Annotated in this window: 24 protein-coding genes; 18 read left to right on the forward strand and 6 right to left on the reverse strand. The window is 71.3% G+C overall.

Annotated elements, in window-relative coordinates; genetic code table 11:
* Positions 1–9: 9 nt before the first annotated feature.
* Positions 10–1,371 (forward strand): MFS transporter, encoded by a 1,362-nt coding sequence (locus tag OJ997_RS03000; RefSeq protein WP_270023519.1) that lies wholly within the window; start codon positions 10–12, stop codon positions 1,369–1,371.
* Here the strand turns inward: OJ997_RS03000 and OJ997_RS03005 are convergent.
* Together OJ997_RS03005 and OJ997_RS03010 are read right to left on the reverse strand one after the other, a co-directional pair.
* Positions 1,357–2,280, reverse strand: coding sequence for a DUF808 domain-containing protein (locus OJ997_RS03005; RefSeq protein ID WP_270023520.1), 924 nt, complete (start codon positions 2,278–2,280; stop codon positions 1,357–1,359). The genes OJ997_RS03000 and OJ997_RS03005 overlap by 15 nt on opposite strands.
* Entirely contained in the window at positions 2,249–3,385 is a 1,137-nt protein-coding gene (locus tag OJ997_RS03010; protein ID WP_308213563.1) for an MFS transporter, read from the reverse strand. Before OJ997_RS03010 ends, OJ997_RS03005 begins: the two co-directional genes overlap by 32 nt.
* A gap of 23 nt (positions 3,386–3,408) precedes the next feature.
* Between OJ997_RS03010 and OJ997_RS03015 the strand changes: the two genes are divergently transcribed.
* Complete coding sequence (locus OJ997_RS03015) at positions 3,409–3,948, forward strand: CGNR zinc finger domain-containing protein (RefSeq protein WP_270023521.1); 540 nt, start codon at positions 3,409–3,411, stop codon at positions 3,946–3,948.
* Here OJ997_RS03015 and OJ997_RS03020 read toward each other — a convergent pair.
* Positions 3,941–4,828, reverse strand: coding sequence for a hypothetical protein (locus OJ997_RS03020; protein ID WP_270023522.1), 888 nt, complete (start codon positions 4,826–4,828; stop codon positions 3,941–3,943). The genes OJ997_RS03015 and OJ997_RS03020 overlap by 8 nt on opposite strands.
* A 217-nt stretch (positions 4,829–5,045) precedes the next feature.
* On the opposite strand from OJ997_RS03020, the gene OJ997_RS03025 reads away from it, so the two are divergent.
* From OJ997_RS03025 to OJ997_RS03035, 3 genes are all read left to right on the forward strand, one after another.
* Positions 5,046–5,930 carry a type IV toxin-antitoxin system AbiEi family antitoxin domain-containing protein gene (locus OJ997_RS03025; protein WP_270023523.1) on the forward strand — a complete coding sequence of 295 codons (885 nt, stop codon included), beginning with the start codon at positions 5,046–5,048 and terminating at the stop codon, positions 5,928–5,930.
* Between the two features lie 149 nt (positions 5,931–6,079).
* Positions 6,080–8,128, forward strand: coding sequence for a PKD domain-containing protein (locus OJ997_RS03030; protein WP_270023524.1), 2,049 nt, complete (start codon positions 6,080–6,082; stop codon positions 8,126–8,128).
* A gap of 48 nt (positions 8,129–8,176) precedes the next feature.
* A complete protein-coding gene (locus OJ997_RS03035; RefSeq protein WP_270023525.1) occupies positions 8,177–10,252 on the forward strand; it encodes an esterase-like activity of phytase family protein in 2,076 nt (691 codons plus the stop codon).
* Here OJ997_RS03035 and OJ997_RS03040 read toward each other — a convergent pair.
* Positions 10,218–10,805: a TetR/AcrR family transcriptional regulator gene (locus OJ997_RS03040; protein WP_270023526.1), complete on the reverse strand. Its 588-nt coding sequence runs from the start codon at positions 10,803–10,805 to the stop codon at positions 10,218–10,220. The two genes, OJ997_RS03035 and OJ997_RS03040, sit on opposite strands and share 35 nt — an antisense overlap.
* Positions 10,806–10,828: 23 nt before the next feature.
* Here OJ997_RS03040 and OJ997_RS03045 point away from each other — a divergent pair, with 23 nt between their 5' ends.
* Together OJ997_RS03045 and OJ997_RS03050 are read left to right on the forward strand one after the other, a co-directional pair.
* Complete coding sequence (locus OJ997_RS03045) at positions 10,829–11,290, forward strand: SRPBCC family protein (RefSeq protein WP_270023527.1); 462 nt, start codon at positions 10,829–10,831, stop codon at positions 11,288–11,290.
* A 19-nt stretch (positions 11,291–11,309) separates the two neighbouring features.
* Positions 11,310–12,674 (forward strand): beta-propeller domain-containing protein, encoded by a 1,365-nt coding sequence (locus OJ997_RS03050; protein ID WP_270023528.1) that lies wholly within the window; start codon positions 11,310–11,312, stop codon positions 12,672–12,674.
* Here the strand turns inward: OJ997_RS03050 and OJ997_RS03055 are convergent.
* Both OJ997_RS03055 and OJ997_RS03060 read right to left on the reverse strand, forming a co-directional pair.
* Positions 12,652–13,119 carry a (2Fe-2S)-binding protein gene (locus OJ997_RS03055; protein WP_270023529.1) on the reverse strand — a complete coding sequence of 156 codons (468 nt, stop codon included), beginning with the start codon at positions 13,117–13,119 and terminating at the stop codon, positions 12,652–12,654. The genes OJ997_RS03050 and OJ997_RS03055 overlap by 23 nt on opposite strands.
* Positions 13,116–14,069: a LysR family transcriptional regulator gene (locus tag OJ997_RS03060; protein ID WP_270023530.1), complete on the reverse strand. Its 954-nt coding sequence runs from the start codon at positions 14,067–14,069 to the stop codon at positions 13,116–13,118. Before OJ997_RS03060 ends, OJ997_RS03055 begins: the two co-directional genes overlap by 4 nt.
* An 83-nt stretch (positions 14,070–14,152) precedes the next feature.
* Here OJ997_RS03060 and OJ997_RS03065 point away from each other — a divergent pair, with 83 nt between their 5' ends.
* From OJ997_RS03065 to OJ997_RS03115, 11 genes are all read left to right on the forward strand, one after another.
* Entirely contained in the window at positions 14,153–15,019 is an 867-nt protein-coding gene (locus tag OJ997_RS03065; protein WP_270023693.1) for an FAD binding domain-containing protein, read from the forward strand.
* Position 15,020: 1 nt separating this feature from the next.
* Positions 15,021–15,266: a hypothetical protein gene (locus OJ997_RS03070; protein WP_270023531.1), complete on the forward strand. Its 246-nt coding sequence runs from the start codon at positions 15,021–15,023 to the stop codon at positions 15,264–15,266.
* Positions 15,263–15,535, forward strand: a complete 273-nt coding sequence (locus tag OJ997_RS03075; RefSeq protein ID WP_270023532.1) for a hypothetical protein — start codon at positions 15,263–15,265, stop codon at positions 15,533–15,535. The genes OJ997_RS03070 and OJ997_RS03075 overlap by 4 nt, the downstream gene beginning before the upstream one ends.
* A 1-nt stretch (position 15,536) precedes the next feature.
* Positions 15,537–15,797: a hypothetical protein gene (locus OJ997_RS03080; protein WP_270023533.1), complete on the forward strand. Its 261-nt coding sequence runs from the start codon at positions 15,537–15,539 to the stop codon at positions 15,795–15,797.
* Between the two features lie 5 nt (positions 15,798–15,802).
* Positions 15,803–16,045, forward strand: a complete 243-nt coding sequence (locus OJ997_RS03085; RefSeq protein ID WP_270023534.1) for a hypothetical protein — start codon at positions 15,803–15,805, stop codon at positions 16,043–16,045.
* Positions 16,042–16,608, forward strand: a complete 567-nt coding sequence (locus OJ997_RS03090; protein ID WP_270023535.1) for a hypothetical protein — start codon at positions 16,042–16,044, stop codon at positions 16,606–16,608. The genes OJ997_RS03085 and OJ997_RS03090 overlap by 4 nt, the downstream gene beginning before the upstream one ends.
* Positions 16,586–17,449 carry an FAD binding domain-containing protein gene (locus OJ997_RS03095; RefSeq protein ID WP_270023536.1) on the forward strand — a complete coding sequence of 288 codons (864 nt, stop codon included), beginning with the start codon at positions 16,586–16,588 and terminating at the stop codon, positions 17,447–17,449. The genes OJ997_RS03090 and OJ997_RS03095 overlap by 23 nt, the downstream gene beginning before the upstream one ends.
* On the forward strand, positions 17,446–17,922 hold the full coding sequence (locus OJ997_RS03100; RefSeq protein ID WP_270023537.1) for a (2Fe-2S)-binding protein: 477 nt from the start codon (positions 17,446–17,448) through the stop codon (positions 17,920–17,922). Before OJ997_RS03095 ends, OJ997_RS03100 begins: the two co-directional genes overlap by 4 nt.
* Positions 17,919–20,279: an aerobic carbon-monoxide dehydrogenase large subunit gene (locus OJ997_RS03105; RefSeq protein WP_270023539.1), complete on the forward strand. Its 2,361-nt coding sequence runs from the start codon at positions 17,919–17,921 to the stop codon at positions 20,277–20,279. The genes OJ997_RS03100 and OJ997_RS03105 overlap by 4 nt, the downstream gene beginning before the upstream one ends.
* On the forward strand, positions 20,276–21,151 hold the full coding sequence (locus OJ997_RS03110) for an AAA family ATPase (RefSeq protein WP_270023540.1): 876 nt from the start codon (positions 20,276–20,278) through the stop codon (positions 21,149–21,151). The genes OJ997_RS03105 and OJ997_RS03110 overlap by 4 nt, the downstream gene beginning before the upstream one ends.
* Before the next feature lie 83 nt (positions 21,152–21,234).
* Positions 21,235–22,491, forward strand: coding sequence for a vWA domain-containing protein (locus tag OJ997_RS03115; protein ID WP_505011398.1), 1,257 nt, complete (start codon positions 21,235–21,237; stop codon positions 22,489–22,491).
* Positions 22,492–22,606 lie beyond the last annotated feature (115 nt).

The following is a 22,606-nucleotide window of genomic DNA, read 5'->3' on the forward strand; positions in this document are numbered from 1 at the left end:
TCTCGACATATGGAACTGACGCCCAAACGCGAACGGCTGCTGCTGGTGGCCGTGATGTCCGGACTGCTGCTCGCGATGCTCGACCAGACGATCGTGGGCACGGCGCTGCCGACGATCGTCGCGCAACTCGGCGGCAGCGACCTGTACGTGTGGGCCGTCACCGCGTACCTCGTCCCGGCGACGGTCTCGCTGCCGATCTACGCGCGACTGTCGGACCGCTACGGGCGGCGCGCGCTGCTGCTCACCGGCATGACGATCTTCCTCACCGGCTCGGCGCTCGGCGCCGCCGCGCAGTCGATGGAGCAGCTGATCGCGTTCCGGGCGCTGCAGGGCCTCGGCGCCGGCGCGCTGGAAGGGCTGAGCTTCATCCTCGTCGCCGACCTCTTCCAGGGCAAGCGCAGCGCCGCGCTGCAGGGCGTGATGGCCGCGCTGATGGGCGTGAGCTTCATCATCGGCCCGCTGATCGGCGGCTTCCTCGCCGACACGACCGGCTGGCGCTGGGTGTTCCTCGTCAACGTGCCGATCGGGCTCGCCGCGCTCGCGGTCGTCGCGACCGTGCTGCCCGCGACCATCGGGCGGGGCGAGGATCGCCGGACGCCGCTCGACCTCGCGGGGATCGCCTTGCTCACACTTGCGATCGGGCTCGTGCTGGTCGGCCTGAGCGAGCGCGAGGCGGCGTACGTCGTCGCGGGCGTGCTGCCGCTGATCGCGTTCATCCTGGTCGAGCGCCGCGCGGCCGCGCCGGTGATCCCGCCGTCGCTGTTCCGGGAGCGCAAGACGGCCGGGATCCTGGTCGCGGGAGGGTTCGGCGCGTTCGGCCTGTTCGCGAGCGTGCTGCTCCTGCCGCTCTACTTCCAGCGCGTGGAGGGCGCGTCCGCGACGCACAGCGGGCTGCTGATCTACCCGCTGCTCGTCGGCCTGATCGTGTCGGTGAACATCGCCGGCACGGTGATCATGCGCCGCGGCGAGTACCGCACCACGGTCCTCGCCGGGCTCGTCCTGCTGACGCTCGGCGCGCTCGGCTTCGCCACCTTCGACGCCGGCACGCCGAAGTGGGAGAGCCTGACGTTCATGGCGCTGATCGGGCTCGGCGTCGGGCCGCAGCTGAGCGGGCTGCAGATCGCGATGACCCGCACGATCGCGCCGCAGATGATCGGCGCGGGACTCGGGACGCTGCTGCTGCTCCGCCAGCTCGGGGCTTCGGTCGCGCTGGCCGGAGCGGAGACGCTCTACATCCGCGGCGACGACCCGGCGACCGCGACCGGCGGAGCGATCGTCGTGATCGCGCTGATCGGCGTGGTGGTCGCGGGCGCGGCGCTGCTGAGCGTGCCGCGCCTGGCGACGCGGCTCCCGGTTCTAGTGCGCGGCTGAACGGCGGTGGTGCACGACGTGCATCACCGCCACGACGATCGCGCCGACGACGATGCCGAGGATCGCGGACGCGCCCGTGTTCACGAACCAGCCGAGCACGCCGCCGCCCACGTCCTCCTCGAGGTGGTGCACCTCTTCGTACGGGAAATGCCAGCCGAGCTCGTCGATCCCGACGAGCAGGATGTGCCCGCCGACCCAGAGCATCGCGGCGATGCCGACCTTCGACAGCACGGACAGCACGATCGGCATCGCCTTCACGAGCCCGCGCCCGAACGACGCGCCGGCGCCCTCGCGCGTCTTGGCGAGGTTGAGCCCGACGTCGTCCATCTTCACGATCAGCGCGACCACGCCGTAGACGAGCGCGGTGATCGCGAACGCGACCGCGATGAGGATCAGCGTGCGGGAGAGGAACGGCTCGTCCTCGACCTCGTTGAGCGAGATGACCATGATCTCGGCCGAGAGGATGAAGTCGGTCCGGATCGCCGACGAGACCATCTGGTCCTCTTGCTGCTCACCCTGCTCGGAGACCGAGCTCTCCTGCGCATGGTGCTTCGGGTTGACGAGCTCCCAGAGCTTCTCGGCGCCCTCGAAGCACAGGTACGCGCCGCCGACCATCAGGATCGGCGTCAGCAGCCAGTCCACGAACTCGCTCAGGATGAGCGCGACCGGCAGGATGAACAGCAGCTTGTTTCGCAGCGAGCCGATCGCGATCCGGCGGATCATCGGGAGCTCGCGCTCGGGCTTGAAGCCCGTCACGTAGCGCGGTGTGACCGCGGCGTCGTCGACGATCACGCCGGCCGCTTTCACGCTTGCGCGGCTCGCTCCGGCGGCGACGTCGTCGACCGACGCGGCGGCCGCCCGTGCGAGCACGGCGACGTCATCCAGTAGCGCAGCGAGGCCGGCGCTCACTGCGGACCTCCATGTCCAACCCCTGCCATGAGACCGCGATGATAAACGCGAGGGCGGCGACAGGGACGAAGCCTGTGGGCAAGAAGACCGCGAGCCCGAGCGCCGTACCCAGTTGCGCGCTCGTCGCGAGGAGGGCCGAGGCGACGCCCTGGTCGTCCGCGTCGACCGCTTCGGTGCCCTGCGCGGTCGACGCCACGGACGCCACGCCGAGCCCCGCGCCCATCAGCACGAAGGCCACGAGCATCGTCGGGATCGCGAGGTGGAGCGCGAGCAGCCCGGCGCCCGCGGCGATCGCGAGCAGCCCGCCGGGGATCGCCCCGCGCGTGATCCGCGGGCCGAGCAGCGAGGCGGCGATCACCGCCACGTTGAAGGGCGGGAACAGCAGGCCGGCCATCACGGGGGAGAGGCCGAGCCGCTGCTGCGCGTGCAGCGTGCACAGCAGCACCGCCGGCGTCGTGGTCGCGGTGAGCACGGCGGCGACGCCGTTGGGCCCGAGCACGGCGCGCCGCCCGAGCACGCGCCAGCGCAGGCGGCGCAGCCGCGCGCGGCTCTCCGCCAGCAGGCGAGGGGCGAGCGCGGCGCACACCAGGCAGACCGGCACGTTGACCAGGAACACCCAGCGCCAGTCGAGCCAGCCGCTCACGACGCCGCCGAGCACCCAGCCGCTCGCGCCGCCGCCCGCGGCCGCGGCGGTCCACCAGCCCAGCGCCCGCCGGCGCTCGTCACCCGAAGGCCGCGCCGCGGTCACCAGCGCCAGGGCCGCGGGGGAGACGAGCGCCGCGCCGAGGCCCTGCGCCGCGCGCCCCGCCAGCAGCACCGGCCCGGTCGGCGCGAGCGCGCACGCCAGGGATGCGCCGCCGAACACCAGCAGCCCGATGACGAACGTGCGGCGCCGCCCGACGCGATCGGCCAGCCGGCCCGCGGCGAGCAGGCAGCACCCGAACACGAGCGGATAGACGGTCACCACCCAGCCGAGCAGCGCGCTCGACAGGCCCAGATCCGACTGCACGACCGGCAGCGCGATGGCCACGATCGTCACGTCCAACACGATCACGAACTGGGCGACACACGGCAGCGCGACAACCACAAGTTCAGGGCTGCCCACTCGTGTTACCCTCAAACGTGCTTATGGTGGAAACACCGCCGACCGCCGCGAACATGCGCCTCGACGGCGGACACCCCGCGCTGGACCTCGTCAACACCCTGTACGGCCAGGTCGGCAAGCCGCCCGAGCACGACGTGCTGCAGACCCGGGAGGACCTGATGACCTTCGCCACCCGCGTGGGCGTCGCCACCCCGACGGCGAGCACCGCCGCGCTGGAGGCCGCGCGCCGTCTGCGCACGGCGTGCGAGCACGCGTTCCGCGGTCAGGACCACGACGCGCTGGAGACCGCCGTCAAGCGCGCCTACCGGGCGGGCCACCTCCAGGCCGGCGGCTGGCGCTGGCCCGACGGGGACCCGATGAGCGCCGTGCACCGGCTGGCGCACCAGGCCGCGCTGCTGCTCGCCGACACCGAGGCGCTCGGGCGCCTGCGCGGCTGCGGCGACTGCTGTTGGCTCTATCTGGACCGCTCGAAGAACCGCTCGCGCAAGTGGTGCTCGATGGAGGACTGCGGCACCAACGCCAAGAAGCGGCGCTACGTCGAGAAGCGCCGCGCGCTCAGCTGACCTTGGGGGCGGGAGCGGCGGGCGCGGGCGCCGCCACGAGCCGCTCCTCGGTCCCCGCGAGCACCCCGCGCGCCCAGCGCTCGGAGAAGCCGGCGACGATCGCCAGCGCGATCACGAAGTTCGTGCCCGACGCGCCCTCGGGCACGTCGATCGGGACGATCGCGGCCTGCAGCAGCACGTAGGCGACGATGCCGGAGAGCCCGCCGAGCAGCGGCCGCAGCGCACCCGCGGCGACCAGCGGGCCCATGCCGGACTCCGCGTTCGCGAACAGCGTGTGCAGCTTGAGCTTGCCGGAGGTCATCCCGAACAGCACGCTGAGCACCGCGCCCATCCCGCCCGCGATCAGCGAGGCGAGGAACATCGGCGCCTGGTCGTCGATGTCGGGCAGCGTGTCCAGCCCGATCGAGAGCAGCACGCCGACGGCGGCGACGGCCGTCAGCCCGCCGAGCATCCCACCGAGGTAGCGCAGCTGGGCGCGGCGCTGCGACGCCCGCGCGAAGTAGGACTCGGTGCGGCTGCACGCCTTCTCGAGGTACCGCATCCGCGTGCAGCTCTCGCGCCCGGTCACCGCGGAGCGGTCCAGCTCCTTGAAGATCCCGGCGATCACGCCGTAGACCATCTGCAGGCACAGCGCCCGGTCGCGGCCGGACTCGAAGGTCAGGTGGATCTGGCGCGAGAGCGTGTAGGCGCGGAACAGCAGCTCCTCCACGTCCTGCGCCAGCTCGACTTCCGGCCCGCAGACGAACTCGAGCCGGATCCGTCGCTGAAGCTGGTGCTCATAGAGCGCGATCGCCACCGGCAGGCGGCTCCCGCAGTAGCTCTCGAGGAGCTCGTGCTGCTCTGGGTCTAGCCCGAGCGCGTCCTCCACACGGTGCGTCATCTCACGAGCGAATGTCCTCCTGACGAACACCTTGTGCCATCACTCACAAGGGCGAACCCGCTCACCCCGGCCGCGGGCTCTAGGTGCACAGCCGGCACACAATCGGCACACATGCGTCTTGTTCCGTGGCGACCACGCGGGCGATGCTGCGGCCATGCCCACCGACCGCTCGATCTCTCGGCCCCACGACGAGAAAGGCAGCACTCGCGTCGCGGACGTGGCTGCTCGGCAGTACGGCGTGATCGATCGCCGTCAGCTGCGGGAATGCGGACTGTCGGACACCGCGATCGCCACGCGCGTGCGGCGCGGCACGCTCTTCCGGCTCCACGCGGGCGTCTACGCCGTCGGGCACTACAACCTCCCGCTTGGGGGACGCCTACTGGCGGCGGTGCTCGCCTGCGGACCCGACGCCGCGCTCTCACACTGGTCCGGCGTCGCGTGGTGGGGGATGCGTCCTTGGATCGAGCACGACCCGCACGTGACCGCTCCCACGTTCCGAACGCGCCCAGGCATCGTCAGCCATCGCTGCGCGAAGATCGAACGCACGATCCACAACGGCGTTCCGGTCGTGACGCCCGCGCGCGCGATCGGTGACATCGCTCCCACTGCGTCCTTGAAGGTCCTGCGCGCGGTGGTCAACCAGGCACTCGGCCTGGGTCTGGTCACGCTCGTCGATCTTGTCGGCTACGGCGGGCGCGGCGCCAAGCGGCTCCGCCGTCTCCTGGCGACCGCGGCACCGACCAGGAGCGAGAACGAGAACCTCGTGCTGGCACTCATCCACCAGGCCGGGCTCCCGCGGCCGCTCGTGAACCCGTCACTCCCCGGAACGCGGTACGTCCCGGACTTCCTGTGGCCCGACATGCGCCTCATCCTCGAGGCCGACAGCCGACGCTTCCACGGGAACATCATCGCTCGAGCCGACGACGCCACTCGCCAGCTCGTTCTGGAGACGATGGGGCTGCAGGTGATCCGCACCACCTGGCTCGAGGCCACGACACGTCCGGCGGCCGTCCAGCAACGGGTCGCCGAGGCGTTGGCGCACTCGAGTGCTGCCTTTCTGGGCGCTACGACCAAGGATGCAGCACTCGGAGTGACGGGATGACGGGCGGATAGCCGCACCGGGTGGCGTCGGCGCGCCGACGCCGGAAGACGGCGCGCCGTCAATGCAGACATGAGCGCGCCGTACGGAGCGGCGGGGAGCGCGATGGAAGGCTTCGGCCCTCCCCGCACCTCGCCCTTCAAGGAGCTGCATTGAACCTCGCACTGCGTGCGGCGGCCGTGACCCTCGCGGCCGTCGCGCTGACCCCTGCCGCCGCCCTCGCCCAGCAGCCGTACACCGTCGACTTCGCCTGGGCGCCCGACCAACCGACCGCGACGCAGACGACCACCCTGCGTGCCTCCACGACCGCACCAGACGTGAGCTGGGACTTCGACAGCGATGGCCATGTCGACGCGCACGGTGCGATCGTCGAGCACCGGTTCGAGACCGCCGGCGACCACAAGGTGACCGTGAAGGCCAGCTGGCCCGCGGCGCTCCCGATCGAGCGCACCGCGACCAAGACGATCACGGTCCAGGGGACGAACGCGCCCACGCCCACGCCGACCGCGACGGCCACGCCGACCGCGACGGCCGCGCCGACCGCAACGCCGGCGCCGGTCATCACCCCGGCCGCCACGCCCGCGCCGTGCCCGACCACGTTCACCGCCGGCAAGCTCGTCGCCACCGCCGCGTGCTTCGACAACGGCCGCGCGAAGACGCCCGTGACCGTCAACGGCATCGTCATCACGCCGCTCGTGGGCACGGCGGTCGAGCTGGTGACCACGCGCACGGCGACGTTCGTCAAGGCCGCCAACGCGCGCGTCACCTTCACCGTCAAGGGCACGCCGGTGACGCTGTTCACGGGCAAGCTCGAGTACCAGCTCACCGGCGAGAAGCTCACGGGCGTGAAGGCGCTCAACGCGGCGGTCGGCGGGCTGAAGATCGCGGGCACGCCGACGGTCACGCTGCTGGCCGGCGCGCAGTCGCAGATCAAGGCGCACTTCGCGCTCCCGACCGGCTTCGGCGGCACCGCGCAGCCCGCCACGCTCATCCCGAACACGAACCACGGCGTCGCGTTCACGATCGCGAACCCGTCGCTGCCCGGCCTCGGCCTGAGCAGCCTGACCGTCACCTTCGAGGGCAACGGGAGCTGGAGCGTCGAGGCCAAGGGCAAGCACGGCCCGGTCACGCTCAAGCGCCTGCGTTTCGCCGTCGACACGAGCCCCGCGAGCACCAACTGCAAGGCGCCGGGCGCGAAGGCCGCGATGTGCGGCGAGCTCGCGCTGACCGCCGGCCCGAGCCTGCTCGGCGCGCCCGCCCTGAGCCTCGACGGTGGCTTCGGCCTGAACCTGTTCGCCGGCAAGCCGAGCGTGCTCAAGGCCCGCGGCCAGGTCAAGCTCGTCGGCATGACGCTCAAGGACGCCGAGTTCGAGATGCGGGACACGGGCTACGTCGGCGTCAAGTCCAAGCTGGAGCTCGGCTGGCCGGGCGTCGCCACGATCAAGGGCAGCTCGAGCATCGAGTTCCAAGGCGCGAAGTTCAACGGGGAGTCCAAGGACCAGGTCTGCCTGGAGTTCATCGACTACTGCCTCGGCGCGGAGACGCTGCTGTCCACCAAGGGCATCGCGGCCTGCCTGACCGTCGACACGTTCCTCGGCGACTGGCATCCCGGCTTTGGCGTCGCCTGGGGCAAGTCGGCGAAACTGTACTGGAGCGGCTGCGACCTGGCTCCGTACCGCGAGGCGTTCGCGAGCGCCGCGGCCGCGAGCACCAAGCGCGTGCACTTCGGCGAAGGCCTCCCCGGCGCCGTGATCGCCGTGCGCGGAGCCAAGGGCGCGCCGCGGGTCGCGTTCGTCGGCCCGAGCGGTCAACGCATCGAGACGCCCACGAGCGACACGCCCGTCGGCGGCAAGGGCTTCTTCCTGATGAAGGTCCCGGGCGAGAACCTCACGCAGCTCGCGATCGCCACGCCGCGCGCCGGCACGTGGAAGGTCGTCCCGCTCGACGGCGAGACGAGCACGTCCGTCAAGTCGGCGGAGGGCCTCGCCAAGCCGAGCGTGAAGGCGAAGCGCAAGCGCGGCCGCCTGCACTACACGGTCAAGCGCATCCCCGGCCAGGTCGTGCGCTTCACCTCCGGTGGCAAGGACCTGGGCCGGGCGAAGGGCACGCGCGGCTCCTTCCGCGTTCGCACGAAGGCCCCGATCACCGCGCTCGTCGAGCAGAACGGCCGCCTGCGCGACCGCGTCACCGTCGTGCGCTGAACTTAAACGTCCTGGACGTTTAAGTTCGGAACCCTGCGGCGCGTGATCATGTCCATGACTCGCGCCGCGGCAGGGGTGCTCGCGGTCGCGGCCATCGCGGCCGCGCCTGCACACGCCTCGTCCGACGCCACGCTGCTGAGCGTCAACAGCACGCTCGACAAGACGACGTACGGCGGCCTGTCCGTCGGCGGCCTCTCCGCGCTCGCCTTCACCAGCTCGAGCCAGGCGCTCGCGCTGACCGACAACCAGGGCGCCACGCCCGCCCGCTTCTTCACCCTCAAGGTCCGCGGCGAGCGCGTGGAGACCACCAAGGTCACGACGCTCAAGCGCGTCGACGGCACGCCCTTCACGGGCCAGAACCTCGACGGTGAGGGCCTCGTCGTCGAGCCTGACGGGAACCTCCTGATCAGCAGCGAGACCGAGCCCGTCATCCGCCGCTTCGACCGTGACGGCGACCAGCTCGCGCAGCTCAGCACGCCGCCGCGCTTCGGCATCGCCCCCAACGGCCAGGCCACCACGAACCAGGCCTTCGAGGGCCTGGCCGGCAGCGAGGACGGCAGGACGCTGTTCGCCGGCATGGAGGGCGCGCTGAGCGCCGACGGCACCGGCCGCCTGCGCCTCATCCGCTACGACCGCCCCAAGCGCGGCGACTTCGTCCCGACCACGCAGTACGCCTACAAGGCGGACGAGAACTTCAACCTCGTCGAGCTCGCCGTCGTCGACGAGGAGCGCCTGCTGGTCATGGAGCGCAAGTTCCTGAACAATCAGTGGGGCATCCGCGTCTACGAGGCCTACCTCGGCGGGGCGCAGGACGTCTCCAGCGTCGCGGCGCTCTCCGACAGCAGCCCGTTCATCTACAAGCGCCTGCTGCTCGACGTCACCGACCACACGCCGCTGATCGACAACATCGAGGGCCTGGCGCTCGGCGGCAAGCTCGCCGACGGCCGCCGCGAGCTCACGCTCATCAGCGACGACAACTTCTCCGCGAGCCAGGCGACGCGCGTCTACCGCTTCGCCGTCAAGCTGCATCGCGAACCGGTGCTCGAGGGCCGCGCGCTCTACTCGGCCACGCAGTACCAGCCAGGCCCGACCTCCGGCAACTCCGGCGTCGGCGCCAACAACGGCGTCGTCCCGCCGTTCCCGGGCCAGCCGATCCCCGGCTTCTCCGGCGCGCTGTACGAGGGCGGCAACCGCTTCCTCGCGATGCCCGACAACGGCTTCGGCACCAAGGGCAACTCGCGCGACTTCCTGCTGCGCGTGTACAAGATCGAGCCGAACTGGCTCAGCCACAAGATCGAGGTCAAGGGCTTCCTGAGCCTGCGCGACCCGGACAAGAAGATCCCGTTCGAGATCGTCAACCAGACCACGAAGGACCGCCTGCTGACGGGCGGCGACTTCGACATCGAGGCGATCGCCCGCGACCGCAGGGGTGACCTGTGGTTCGGCGAGGAGTTCGGCCCGTACCTGCTGCACACCGACGCCACCGGCAAGGTGCTCGACGCGCCGATCGCGCTCCCGGGCGCGAAGTCGCCGTCCAGCCCCGACCTGCAGCCGGGCGAGCAGCCGACGATCCAGGGCAGCCGCGGCTGGGAGGCCGTCGCTTCCAGCCAGGATGGCCGCACGCTGTACCCGATCGTCGAGGGCTACCGCCTGGACGACACGAACCAGCTGCGCCGCTACATCTACGAGTTCGACGTCGCGAGCAAGCGCTACACCGGCCGCAAGTGGGCGATGAAGACGGACGCCGCGAACCTGCAGATCGGCGACGCGCAGGCGATCGGCGACCGCGAGCTGCTGGTGATCGAGCGCGACGACCTCGAGGGCGCCGCCGCGAAGATCAAGAACGTCGTCAAGCTCGACCTCGGCGACGTGGACACGGACGGCTTCGTGCGCAAGGAGCAGGTGCTCGACCTGCTGCGCGTCCGCGATCCGTTCGGGATCGGCGGCCTCGGCGATCCGTTCCGCTACCCGATCCAGTCGCTGGAGAGCATCGTGCCGATCGGCAAGGACCGGCTGTTCGTCGTCAACGACAACAACTTCCCGGACTCCAACGGCCGCGTCCCCGGCCAGCCGGACGACGTCGAGGCGATCATCGTGCGTCTGCCGGACGGCTTTGACGGCTGAGTAACGCCTCCATCGCGGCGATGTGGACCTCCATCGCCGCGTCCACCCGCGCACGGTCGCGGGTGGCGATGAGGTCCAGGAGCAGCCCGCGCGTCACGGCGATGCCGAGACGCGCGGCCGCTTCACCGTCCTCGAGCCCCAGCTGCGTGAGCAGCGTCGCGGCGGGCTCGAGCCAACTGTCGACGATCCCGTCCAGCAGCGCGACCGTCCCCGGGCGCCCCTGCAGCGCCTGGCCGTAGAGCTCGAAGAAGAGCCGCTCGTTCGGCCACAGCGACGGGTCGCTGATGTGCCGCCACCAGGCGCGCATCGCGTCGCCGGGGGACGCCTGCGGGTCCGGCATGACGTCGTCGAGTAGCGCGCGCTGGCGCGCCTCGACCTCGTGCACGACCGCCACGAGCAGGCCTTCGCGCCCACCGAAGTGGTGGTTGAGCATGCGGTGGCTGGAGCCGATCGCGGCCGCCAGCTCACGCAGCGACAGGTCGCTGACGCCGCGCTCGGCGATGTGGTCGATCGCCGCGTTGAGCAGTCGCTGACGGGGGTTGACGCCGGCCATGGCAGAAGTGTACCGTGTGGTACATGTCCTCCCCAGTCACCGTCTCCGTCGACGTTCCCCAGTCCCGCGCCGACGTCTACGCCTACCTCGACGTGATGGCCAACCACGAGGCCTTCACCGACCACATCCTCACCGAGTGGCGGGTCTCCGGCCCGGCCACGGGCGTCGGCGCGAAGGCCGACGTCGTCACCAAGTCCGGCGGCATGTCCGACCCCGCGACTATCGAGGTGATCGAGGTCGAGGACGGTCGCATGATCCGCGAGCGCAACTGGGGCGCGAAGGGCAAGCGCGTCGCGACCGGCACGTACGTGTTGAGCGACCTCCCGGACGGCGGCACCCACATCGAGTTCACGTTCGCGTTCGAGCAGGTCCCGGCGCGCGAGAAGCCGCTCGTCCCGCTCATGCGCCGGATGATCCGCAAGGGCAACGAGCGCTCGATGGAGCGCCTGGCCGAGCAGCTCGCCGGGGTTCACGCCGCGGCGTAGTGGGCAAGAGGTCTCCACCATGGGGATCTCACTGTCGGCCTTCGCCCTGTCGTTGACCCTCGCGGCGCCCGCCGAGATCACGTACACCGCCGAGGGCGGGCTCGCGGGCATGAAGGCTGACGGGACCGGTGTGGTGCCGGTCGTCGCGCCGCCGAAGGGCGAGATCCTCGACGATCCGGCGTGGTCGCCGGACGGGTCGCGGCTCGTCTACTCGCAGGGCGGTGAGGACGACGGCCGGCTGATGCTCAAGGACGCGGCCGGCACGCGCGAGCTGACGTCCAAGCGGGCCGGCACGTCCGACGGCTGGCCGGCCTGGTCACCCGACGGGGCCACGGTCGCGTTCCTGCGCTTCACGAGCGCCGACGACACGCTCACCACCCAGATCGTCACGCGCGACGTCGCGTCGGGCACCGAGCGCGCGCTCGTCACCCAGCGCTGGGACAACCGCGGCAGCACGGTCAACACACCCGCGTACTCGGCGGACGGCGGCACGATCGCGTACACGTATAACCGCTACGACCGCAGCGCCGACGCCCTGCCCGAGATCCGCACGGTCCCGGCCCAGGGCGGTCCCTCAAGGACGTTGATCAAGCGGGCGCAGGCGCCGAGCTACTCGCCCGACGGCACCCGCATCGCCTACGCCTCGATCGCCGACCACAACGGCAAGCAGTGCGGCTCGGACCAGTGCTTCTGGTCGGGGGAGCTGTACGTCGCCAACGCCGACGGCACGCAGCCCCGGCGGCTCACGAAGGACGAGGGCGACATCAGCATCCCGCGCTGGTCGCCGGACGGCAGCCGGATCCTGTTCTCGTCCGACCGCAACCTGCCCGACGCCGACTCGGAGGAGCTGTACACGGTCGCCCCCGACGGCAGCTGCCTCACGTGGCTGACCAACGGCACGGTCGCCGCCGGCAACCCGGCCTGGCGACCGGGCAGCGGCGACTCGTTCATGGCCGACTGCGACCCGAGCAAGCGCCCCGTCGCCTACACGCCGCCGAAGACGACGAAGTTCGTCGGCAACCTCTGGCTCGGCCACCGGCATGAGGGGCTGCTGCTCACGCTCGTCTACGGCGGCAGCCTCTACTACCGGGACTGCGAGCGCTTCAGCGGCTGCCCGGAGAAAGCCGAGGTGGGCGCGGGCAAGAACTGTGGCCGGTTCGCCGGCGGAGGCTACGAGCTGAGCGTCCGCCGCGGCTGGCTGGTGGCCAAGACGTTCGAGAACCGCCTGCTCGTGTTCGCCGGCCGGCGCATCACGTTCGTCGAGCCGGGCCTGCTCGACGATCTCAAGGTGCGCAGGCGCGAGACGGCGCGCATCCCGAACGAGCTGCTCGCCCGGCTCAGCCCCGCGCAGAAGGCGAAGCTCAAGCCGTACCGGAGTTGTTAGCCGCCCAGCGGATCGAGCGCACGATCGTCGCGTAGCCCGTGCAGCGGCAGATCTGGCCGCTGATCGCGACCCGGATCTCCTCGTCGGTGGGGTCCGGGTTGTGGTCCAGCAACGCTCGCGCGGTGAGCATCATCCCGGGCGTGCAGAACCCGCACTGCAGGCCGTGCTCCTCGTGGAACCCCTGCTGGACCGGGTCGAGTACGCCGTCGCGCTCGAGGCCTTCGACGGTCGTGATCTCGTAGCGCTCGGCGGTGGCGGCGAGCATCGTGCACGACTTCACCGGCTCGCCGTCCATGAGCACGACGCACGTGCCGCAGTTGGACGTGTCGCAGCCCCAGTGCGTGCCGGTCAACCGCAGCACGTCACGCAGGAAGTGCACGAGCAGCAACCGCGGCTCGACGTCGCGGGTGTACTCGACGCCGTTGACCGAGACGGTGACGTTCACGGGCGGGCCACCGACTGCCAGAGCGTGATGTGCGGGGTCCGCCGCGCGCCGCTCACCGCGCCCGCGCGGCCTGACGAAATCGCCTGCGTGGCCTCCGACGTGGTCGCGAAGCGCTGCAACGCGAGCGCGGCCGGCAGCGCCCGGCCCAGGCCCAAGGTCGACGCGTGCCACAGCTCCAGGCTCGGCGTGCCGCGCACGTCGAGCCGGACGAGCGCCCGCCGCCGCACCTCGTCCGCGACGGCGTGCGCCAAGGTCAGGATGAGCCCCTCACCGGCCGCGGCCGCCGCCACCGCCGCGGCCCCCGACGAGAACGTCGACACCGACGGCGAGAGCCCGTGGCGGGCGAAGAACGCGCCGGTGCCCTCGGAGGCGTCGAGCGACGTCGCCAGCCAGCGCTCCTCGCCCAAAGACGCCGGCGCGATCGAGCGTGCCGTCGCCAGCGGGTGCGACGGCGCCGCGGCGATGATCAGCCGGCAGCGCAGGAACGGTGCGGCGGCGATCGTCGTCGCGCTCGGCGCCGGCCCGAGCGCGATGTCCGCGCGCCGGTGCTCGAGCGCCTCGCCGAACTGCGCGCCCGGCAGCTCGCTCAGCGTGATCTCCAGCCCGTCGTCGCGCGCCGAGAACGCCTCGATCAGCGGGCCGACGTGCTCGGCGACCAAGGATGTCGCCGCGATGACCAGCCGGCGCGACTCGGCGGACTCCGCGACGGAGCGGCGCGCCTGCTCGGCCAGCCCGAGGATCTCGCCCGCCAGCGCCGCGAGCCGTCGCCCGCCGGGGGTCAACGCGATTCCGCGCCCGCTGCGCACGAACAGCTCGTCGCCCAGCTCCTTGCGCAACGCGGCCACCGCGACCGACACGGCGGGCTCGGTCACCTCGAGCTCGGCGGCCGCGGCCTTCACCGACCCGTGACGGGCCACGAGGACGAACGACTGGAGCTGGGCCAGGGTCATAAGCGATCGCTTAGGTCGAGTTGACAGGCCCACCGTAACACCGGCAATCTGCGTGTCAGCAAGACCCAAAGGGGAGGAGAGCCCTGCAGGTTCCAGCGCCATTCGCGTACGAGCGCGCCACCTCGGTGGAGCATGCGCTCGCGCTGCTCGAAGAGCTCGGTCCGGAAGCCCGGCTGCTCGCCGGCGGGCACAGCCTGCTGCCGATGATGAAGCTGCGGCTCGCGCAGCCCGAGCATCTCATCGACATCGATCCGCTCGCGGCCGAGCTCGGCTACATCACGCGGGTCGGCGACGAGCTGCGGATCGGCGCGATGACCCGGCACCGCGCGCTGCTCGAGGCGCCCGAGCTGGCCGAGACGATCTTCGCGGACGCCGAGCGCGTGATCGCCGACCCCGTGGTGCGCAACCGCGGCACGATCGGCGGGGCGCTCTGCCAGGCTGACCCGGCCGAGGACCTGAGCGCGGTGTGCGCGGCGGTCGGCGCGCGGCTCGTCATCCGCTCGCGTCGTGACGAGCGCGTCGTCGACATGGCCACGTTCAGCGTCGGCCCGTACGAGACCGCGGTCGGGGCGGCGGAGATGTTGGTCGAGATCCGCATCCCACGGCGCGACGGGAGCGCGTACGCGAAGGTCGACCGGCGCGTGGGGGACTGGGCGGTGGCCGCGGTCGGCGCCGCGCTGGACCTCGACAACGGCACGATCACCCGCGCCGGCATCGCGCTCACCGCGGTCGGCGGTGGGATCACGGCGCACGAGGCCGAGGAGGCGCTGGTCGGCACCCCGGCCACGCCCGAGAACTTCGCCCGCGCGGGGGCACTCGCCGCGCAGCACTGCGACCCGGTCAGCGACCAGCGCGGGTCCAAGGAGTACAAGCGACACGTGGTCGGCGTGCTCTGCGAGCGCGTCCTGCAGCGCGCGTACGAGCGCGCCCAATCATCGAGGGAGGTGTGACATGTCCACCGGATGGACGCTGGGGTTGATCCTGGGCGTGGTCGTGATCCTGATCGCCGCGGCGATCGTCATCACCATCGTCGTGCTTGCGCGGCGGATCGCCGAGCAAGCGCGCACGGCGGTCGGCGGGGTGGACGTCGTGCGCCAGCAGACGGACGGCCTTCCCGGCATCAACCAGATCAACGACTCGGGCGTGCGGATCCTGCGCTCCGCCCGCGCGGTACGCAAGGTGGCGGTGGGCAAGTGAGCAACGACGACGCCTGGGTGCTCGCGCTGGTCATCGGCCTCATCGCCGCGCTGATCGTCGCGGCGCTGCTGTTCCTCCTGATCAAGGCCTGCCGTGACATCGAGGGCTCCGTGCAGGGCCTGCTCGACGTGGCCGGCAAGGTCGCCGGCAACACCGCCAACATCCCCGCGCTCGCGGCCACCGCGCCCGTGCTGGGGAAGATCGTCGACGAGGCGATCGTGCAGGACGGCTACATGAACGCGCTCACCGACGGCTTCGGAGGCAAGTGAGATGGTCGCGCTCTCCATCCTGCTCGCGGTCGTGGTGATCGCCGTGCTCGCCGGCGCGCTGCTCGAGGTCCGCCGCAGCCTGCACGCCTCCGCGACCGGCCTCGCCACGCTCGCCGGCGCGCTCGAGACCGTCGAGTCCGAGCACCTGCGCACGCTCGAGCCGTCCGTCAAGGCCATCAACGCGCAGTTCGACACGATCCTCAGCGCGCTGCCGGGCATCGGCGCGAAGGCCGCCGTCGTCGCCGAGCGGAGGCCACGATGACCTGGGTGCTGTCTCTGATCGTGCTGCTGGTCGTCCTGCCGGTGGTCGTCGTGCTGCTCAACAACGTCCTCAAGGAGGCGAACGCGATCACCGGCTCGATCGACCGGATCACCGCGGCCGCACGCGCGGGGTCGAAGGACCTCGACGCCGCGCCGCTGCTGCTCACCACCCAGCAGCAGGTGCGCGACACCGTCGCCAACGTGGCCGCGTACGGCGGTTCCCTCGACGTGATCGTGGACGACGCATGACCGCCGCCGGAGCCGTTCTCTTGGTCGCGGTCGTCCTGATCGTCCTGGCGCTCGTGTACTTCCTCGTATCCGTGATCTTCGCGCTGCAGAAGATCACGAAGGGCCTCGACGAGACGATCGGCGCGGTGACCGAGATCATCACCAAGTCCGAGCCGGTCAACGCGATCGTCGACGACATCAACGCCAACCTCGACGCCGCCGTCGACGCGCTCGAGGGCCTGCTCGTCAAGAAGGCCGGGCTGCCCGAGGCGATGGGCCTGGTCGACGGCCTGTACCCGGGCGCGAAGGCCGAGGGCCTGCGTAACTTCCCGGACAGCGCGACGGTCAAGTCGCCGCGGATCGGCGAGGTCTACACACGCGGGACGCTGACGCTCGCGCGGCTCGGCCGCGAGGCGCCCATCGCGGCCCTGAGCCCGAACGGACCGGCGCTCCGCGACGCCCGCTACGGGAGCGCCACCTCACGCACGCTTTATCCGATCGAGCGGCCGGGCCGGAGCCCGATCATCGGCACGAACGCACCCACCCAATACGAGGCTCCCGATGCAGACCCCAGCGCGGTTTGACTACGAGCGGGCGACGAGCCTGCAAGGCGCGATCGCGTCGCTGAAGGAGCATGAGGACAGCCGGATCATCGCCGGCGGGCACTCGCTGCTGCCGATGATGAAGCTGCGGCTGGCGAGCCCGACGCGGCTGATCGACATCAACGACCTCACGGACCTGCAGTACATCCGCGAGGAGGGCGACGAGATCGCGATCGGCGCGCTCACCCGCCACGTCGAGCTGCTCAAGTCCGAGCTGCTGGCCGAGCACTTCCCGCTCTTCAAGGACGCGGAGCTCGTCATCGCCGACCCGGTCGTGCGCAACCGCGGCACGATCGGCGGCTCGCTGTGCCAGGCCGACGCCGCCGAGGACCTGTCCGCGGTGTGCGCGGCGGTCAAGGCCACCGTCGTGATCACCGGCGCCGACGGTACGCGGACCGTGCCGATGGACCAGTTCCACCTCGGCCCGTGGACGACCGCGGTGGGCGAGGGCGAGATCCTCACCGAGGTGCGGATCGCCAAGCGGCCCGGCGGTGGCAGTGCGCACGAGAAGGTCGAGCGGCGCGCGGGCGACTGGGCGATCGCGGCGGCGTCCGCCGCGGTCTGGATCGACGGTGGCGTGATCACCGACGCCGGCATCGCGCTGTCCGCGGTCGGGCTCACCACGATCGACCTCACACGTGCGGAGGAGCTCCTGCGGGGGCAGCCGCCGAGCGAGGAGCTGTTCGAGCAGGCGGGCGCGATCGCGTCCGAGGACTGCATGCCGATCCCCGACAGCCGCGGCCCTGTCGACTACAAGCGCCACCTCGCTGGCGTCCTCACGAAACGCGCACTCCGGAAGGCGACGGCACGGGCACTGTCATGAACATCTCGATCAACATCAACGGCGAGACCGTCACGCGTGACGTCGAGCCGCGCACGCTGCTCGTGCACTTCATCCGTGACACCCCGGGCCTCACCGGCACGCACTGGGGCTGCGACACGTCCAACTGCGGCGCGTGCGTCGTGCAGATGGACGGCCAGCCGCTGAAGTCCTGCACGGCGCTCGCCGCGATGTGCGAGGGGCATGAGATCCGCACCGTCGAGGCGCTCGAGGTCGACGGCAAGCTGGACCCGATCCAGCAGGGCTTCCACGAGAAGCACGCCCTGCAGTGCGGGTTCTGCACGCCCGGGATGCTGATGACTACGCGGGCGCTGCTCGACGAGAACCCGGACCCGACCGAGGCCGAGATCCGGATGGCGATCAGCGGCTCGATCTGCCGCTGCACGGGCTACCAGAACATCGTCGCCGCGGTGCGGTGGGCGGCGGAGAACGCCGAAGCGGAGGTGCAGTCATGACCGCGGTCGGCGATCGGCCCATCGGCTTCGGCCCGCTCAAGCGCAAGGAGGACGCGCGTTTCATCCGCGGCAAGGGCAACTACCTGGACGACATCCGCCTGCCCGGCATGGTCCACATGGCGATCCTGCGCTCGCCGTTCGCGCACGCGAAGATCAACTCGATCGACACGAGTGCCGCGCTCGCGCTGCCGGGCGTCGCCGCGGTGATCACGGCGAAGGACCTTGAGACGCTCGGGCTCGCGTGGATGCCGACGATCTCCTACGACACGCAGGCCGTGCTCGCCGGCGACAAGGTCCGCTTCCAGGGCCAGGAGGTCGCGGCGGTGATCGCGATCGACGAGTACATCGCGCGTGACGCGCTGCAGCTGATCGACGTCGACTACGAGCCGCTGCCCGCGGTGGTCAACGCGCGCAAGGCGCTCGACGAGGACGCGCCGCTGATCCGCGACGACAAGGACGGCCAGCTCGACAACCTCGCGTCGCCGACGTGGGAAGCCGGCGACGAGGAGTCCACGGACAAGGCGTTCGCGGAGGCCGACACGATCGTCTCCCGCGACATCATCTACCCGCGCTGCCATCCGGCGCCGCTGGAGACGTGCGGGATGATCGCGGACTTCAACCCGGAGACCGGCCAGCTCGACCTGTACAACGGCAACCAGGCGCCGCACGCGCACCGCACGGTCTACGCGCACGTGGCGGGGCTCGCCGAGCACATGATCCGGATCAAGTGCAACGACATCGGCGGCGGCTTCGGCAACAAGGTGCCGGTGTATCCGGGCTACGTGTGCGCGATCGCCGGCTCGATCGTCGCGGGCGTGCCGGTGAAGTGGATCGAGGACCGCTCCGAGAACCTGATGTCCACGGGCTTCGCTCGCGACTACATCATGAAGTCCGACATCTGCGCCAAGGACGGCAAGATCACCGGCCTGCGCGTGGACGTGATCGCCGACCACGGCGCGTTCGACTCGACCGCGCAGCCGACCAAGTTCCCGGCCGGCTTCTTCCACATCGTCTGCGGCTCCTACGACCTGCAGGCCTCGCACGTGAAGGTCAAGGCGGTCTACACGAACAAGGCGCCGGGCGGCGTCGCGTACCGCTGCTCGTTCCGGATCACCGAGGCCGTCTACCTGGTGGAGCGGATGGTCGAGGCGCTCGCCCTGGAGATGCACATCGACCCGATCGACCTGCGCATGCAGAGCTTCATCGGCACGGAGCAGTTCCCGTACGAGACGACGACCGGCTGGACGTACGACTCGGGCGATTACCACAAGACGATGCGCGTCGCGATGGACATCGCGGGCTACGAGGACTTGCGCCAGGAGCAGGAGGAGAAGCGGGCGCGCGGCGAGCTGATGGGCATCGGCATCTCGTTCTTCACCGAGGGCGTCGGCGCCGGCCCGCGCAAGCACATGGACATCCTCGGGCTGGCCATGAACGACGGCGCGGACCTGCGCGTGCACCCGAGCGGGAAGGCGGTCGTCAGCCTCTCCGCCCAGACGCAGGGCCAAGGCCACGAGACGACGTTCGCGCAGATCGTCGCCGAGGAGCTCGGCATCCCGCCCGAGGACGTCGAGGTCCGCCACGGCGACACGGACAAGTCGCCGTACGGGCTCGGCACGTACGGGTCGCGCTCGACGCCGGTCTCCGGCGCCGCGGTCGCGGTCGTGTCGAGGAAGGTCCGCGACAAGGCCCGCGCGATCGCCGCGCAGATGCTCGAGACGCGGCCGGAAGACCTCGCGTGGGAGAAGGGCCGCTGGTACGTCAAGGGCGACCCGTCGGTCGGCGCGACGATCTTCGACATCACCGAGCGCGCCTACTCCGGCGACTCCCTGCCCGAGGGCATGGAGGGCGGCCTGGACGCGCAGGTCATCTACGACCCGCCGAACCTCACGTACCCGTACGGCGCGTACATCGCGGTCGTGGACGTGGACCCGGAGACCGCGCACGTCACCGTGCGGCGCTTCATCGCCGTCGACGACTGCGGCGTGCGCATCAACCCGATGATCGTCGACGGGCAGATCCACGGCGGCCTCGCGGAGGGCGTCGGGATCGCGCTGATGGAGGTCATCACCTTCGACGAGGAGGGCAACTGCCTCAACGGGTCGTTCATGGACTACCTGATCCCGACGGCGCTCGAGTGCCCGGACTTCGAGCTGGGGGCGACGGTCACGCCGTGCCCGCACCACCCGCTCGGCGCGAAGGGCGTGGGCGAGTCGCCGAACGTGGGCTCGCCGCCCGCGATCGTCAACGCCGTGATCGACGCCCTGCAGCCGCTCGGCGTCAACCACGTCGACATGCCGTGCACGCCCGCCCGCGTCTGGGCGGCGATGCAGGGAAACGCGGCCCCGCCCCAGTGACCGACGAGCTGCCACACGATGTCGAGACGCTCGCGCGGCGACTGTCTGCCGTCGACTACCTCGTCGACGAAGGGCTCGCGACCGCGCTCTTCCTCAGCCTCCGCCTCCCGCAGCCCCTGCTGCTGGAGGGTGAGGCCGGGGTCGGCAAGACGGAGGCCGCGCGGTCGCTGGCGCGCGCCCTAGACACGCCGCTGATCCGGTTGCAGTGCTACGACGGCATCGACGCCGCCGAGGCGCTGTACGAGTGGAACTATCCGCGCCAGCTGTTGAGCATCCGGCTCGCCGAGGCGACCGGCGAGAAGCTGGCCGAGGGTGACCTGTTCGGTCGCGAGCACCTGATCGCGCGCCCGCTGCTGCAGGCGCTCGAGCACCCGGGCCCGCGGCCGGCGGTGCTCCTGATCGACGAGGTCGACCGCGCCGACGACGACTTCGAGGCGTTCCTGCTCGAGCTGCTGGCGGAGGCCGCGGTGACGATCCCGGAGCTCGGCACGATCCGGGCCGAGCACCCGCCGGTGATCATCCTCACGTCCAACCGCACCCGGGACCTGCACGACGCCGTCAAACGCCGCTGCCTGTACCAGTGGCTGGACTACCCGAGCCGGGAGCGCGAGCTGGACATCGTGCGGCGGCGCGTGCGGGGTGTGAGCGACGGCCTCGCCAACGCGGTCGTCGCGGCGGTCGCCACGCTGCGCGACGCCGACATCCAGAAGCCGCCCGGCATCGCCGAGGCGATCGACTGGCTGCGGGCGCTCGAGCTGCTCGGCATCACCGAGCTCGACGAGACGACGATCGACCGCACGCTCGGCTCGGTGCTCAAGTACGCGGAGGACCAGGACGTGGTCCGCGCCGCCGGCCTCGGGAGCCTGGTTTGAGGCGACGACTCGGCCAGGGGCCTCGCGTCGCGGGGACGACTCGCCCGGAGGGCTCGTCCTCCCGGGCGCTTCCGATCCCGGAGCTGGCCGCCGCGTTTGGTCGCCGCCTGCACGAGGCGGGCGTGCCGGTCACACCGGAGCGCAGCGCCCGGTTCGCCGACGCGCTCTCGCTCACGCAGCCGTACGCGCGCACCCGCCTGTACTGGACGGCGCGCGCCGTGTTCGTCTCCGACCCCGCGCAGGTGCGCGCCTTCGACACCGTCTTCTTCGACGTCTTCGGCGGCGTGACGTTCACGTACGACGCGCCGCCGGATGTCGAGCACGAGCTCGCGGTGGCCGACGACCGGCCCGCGAGCGCCGATGCGAAGGGCGGCGCGCCCGGCGGCGCCTCTCCCACCCCGGGTGACGGTGAGGCGACCAACGACGCGGTGTCGGTCGTGCCCGTGGTCGCCAGCGACGAGGAGCGCCTGCGCGACAAGCACTTCGATGCCTTGGAGCCGGGCGAGCTCGCGCAGCTGTATCGGCTGATGACGGAGTTCCGGCTCGCCGCGCCCGTGCGCCGGCGGCGCCGGGCCAAGCGCGACCGCCGCGGCCAGCACATCGACCTGCGCCGGACGCTGCGCGGCGCGCTGCGGACGGCCGGTGACCCGGTGAACCTGCAGCGCCGCCGGCGCGTGGTCGAGCGGCGGCGGATCGTGCTGCTGTGCGACATCAGCGGCTCGATGGAGCCGTACTCGCGCGCGTTCCTGCAGTTCCTCACCTGCGCGGGCAAGGACGCGGAGGCGTTCGTGTTCGCCACGCGCCTGACGCGGATCACGCGCGCGCTCGCCACGCGCTCGCCGGAGCGCGCGATCCAGCGGGCCGCGGCGGCGGCGCCCGACTGGTCCTCCGGCACCCGGATCGGCGAGGCGCTGAAGACCTTCAACGACCGCCACGGCCGGCGCGGGATGGCGCGCGGCGCGGTGATCGTGATCCTGTCGGACGGCTGGGAGCGCGGCGACCCGGCGCTGGTCGCGCAGGAGATGGAGCGCCTGTCACGGCTCGCGTACCGGATCGTGTGGGTGAACCCACGCGTGGCGGCCGCCGGCTTCTCACCGCGGGTCGGTGGGATGGCCGCGGCGCTCCCGTTCGTCGACGCGTTGATCTCCGGTCACAACCTCGAGGCGATGCACGAGGTGATCGCCGAGATCGGCTCCGAGCGCACGCGCAAGCTGGAGCCGATCGAGCCCGAGGAAGAGGAGTGGGCGAGCGCGACGCCCGTGGCCGGCAGCAGCGTCGCCATGCCGAGCGGCTACAGCCCGAGCCGAGGAAGGACCACACCCGGATGGGACCTGCACTGACTTGCATCTACCCCGGCTGCGACCGCCCGGTCGTGCCGCCCAACCAGGCCGGCGGCCCGCCGTCGGCGTTCTGCGACCGCGAAGACCACAACGCCCTGACCGCCCATCAGGAGCG

This window comes from Solirubrobacter phytolaccae (genome assembly GCF_027587195.1).
GTDB classification, from domain to species: domain Bacteria; phylum Actinomycetota; class Thermoleophilia; order Solirubrobacterales; family Solirubrobacteraceae; genus Solirubrobacter; species Solirubrobacter phytolaccae.

Excerpts from the sequence above, each read along its gene's own strand:
- OJ997_RS03000 (WP_270023519.1), top strand. The coding sequence starts at position 10 with ATGGAACTGACGCCCAAACGCGAACGGCTGCTGCTGGTGGCCGTGATG.
- OJ997_RS03015 (WP_270023521.1), top strand. The coding sequence starts at position 3,409 with ATGGTGGAAACACCGCCGACCGCCGCGAACATGCGCCTCGACGGCGGA.
- OJ997_RS03020 (WP_270023522.1), bottom strand. The coding sequence starts at position 4,828 with ATGACGCACCGTGTGGAGGACGCGCTCGGGCTAGACCCAGAGCAGCAC.
- OJ997_RS03035 (WP_270023525.1), top strand. The coding sequence starts at position 8,177 with ATGTCCATGACTCGCGCCGCGGCAGGGGTGCTCGCGGTCGCGGCCATC.
- OJ997_RS03040 (WP_270023526.1), bottom strand. The coding sequence starts at position 10,805 with ATGGCCGGCGTCAACCCCCGTCAGCGACTGCTCAACGCGGCGATCGAC.
- OJ997_RS03045 (WP_270023527.1), top strand. The coding sequence starts at position 10,829 with ATGTCCTCCCCAGTCACCGTCTCCGTCGACGTTCCCCAGTCCCGCGCC.
- OJ997_RS03050 (WP_270023528.1), top strand. The coding sequence starts at position 11,310 with ATGGGGATCTCACTGTCGGCCTTCGCCCTGTCGTTGACCCTCGCGGCG.
- OJ997_RS03060 (WP_270023530.1), bottom strand. The coding sequence starts at position 14,069 with ATGACCCTGGCCCAGCTCCAGTCGTTCGTCCTCGTGGCCCGTCACGGG.
- OJ997_RS03070 (WP_270023531.1), top strand. The coding sequence starts at position 15,021 with ATGTCCACCGGATGGACGCTGGGGTTGATCCTGGGCGTGGTCGTGATC.
- OJ997_RS03080 (WP_270023533.1), top strand. The coding sequence starts at position 15,537 with ATGGTCGCGCTCTCCATCCTGCTCGCGGTCGTGGTGATCGCCGTGCTC.
- OJ997_RS03090 (WP_270023535.1), top strand. The coding sequence starts at position 16,042 with ATGACCGCCGCCGGAGCCGTTCTCTTGGTCGCGGTCGTCCTGATCGTC.
- OJ997_RS03095 (WP_270023536.1), top strand. The coding sequence starts at position 16,586 with ATGCAGACCCCAGCGCGGTTTGACTACGAGCGGGCGACGAGCCTGCAA.
- OJ997_RS03100 (WP_270023537.1), top strand. The coding sequence starts at position 17,446 with ATGAACATCTCGATCAACATCAACGGCGAGACCGTCACGCGTGACGTC.
- OJ997_RS03105 (WP_270023539.1), top strand. The coding sequence starts at position 17,919 with ATGACCGCGGTCGGCGATCGGCCCATCGGCTTCGGCCCGCTCAAGCGC.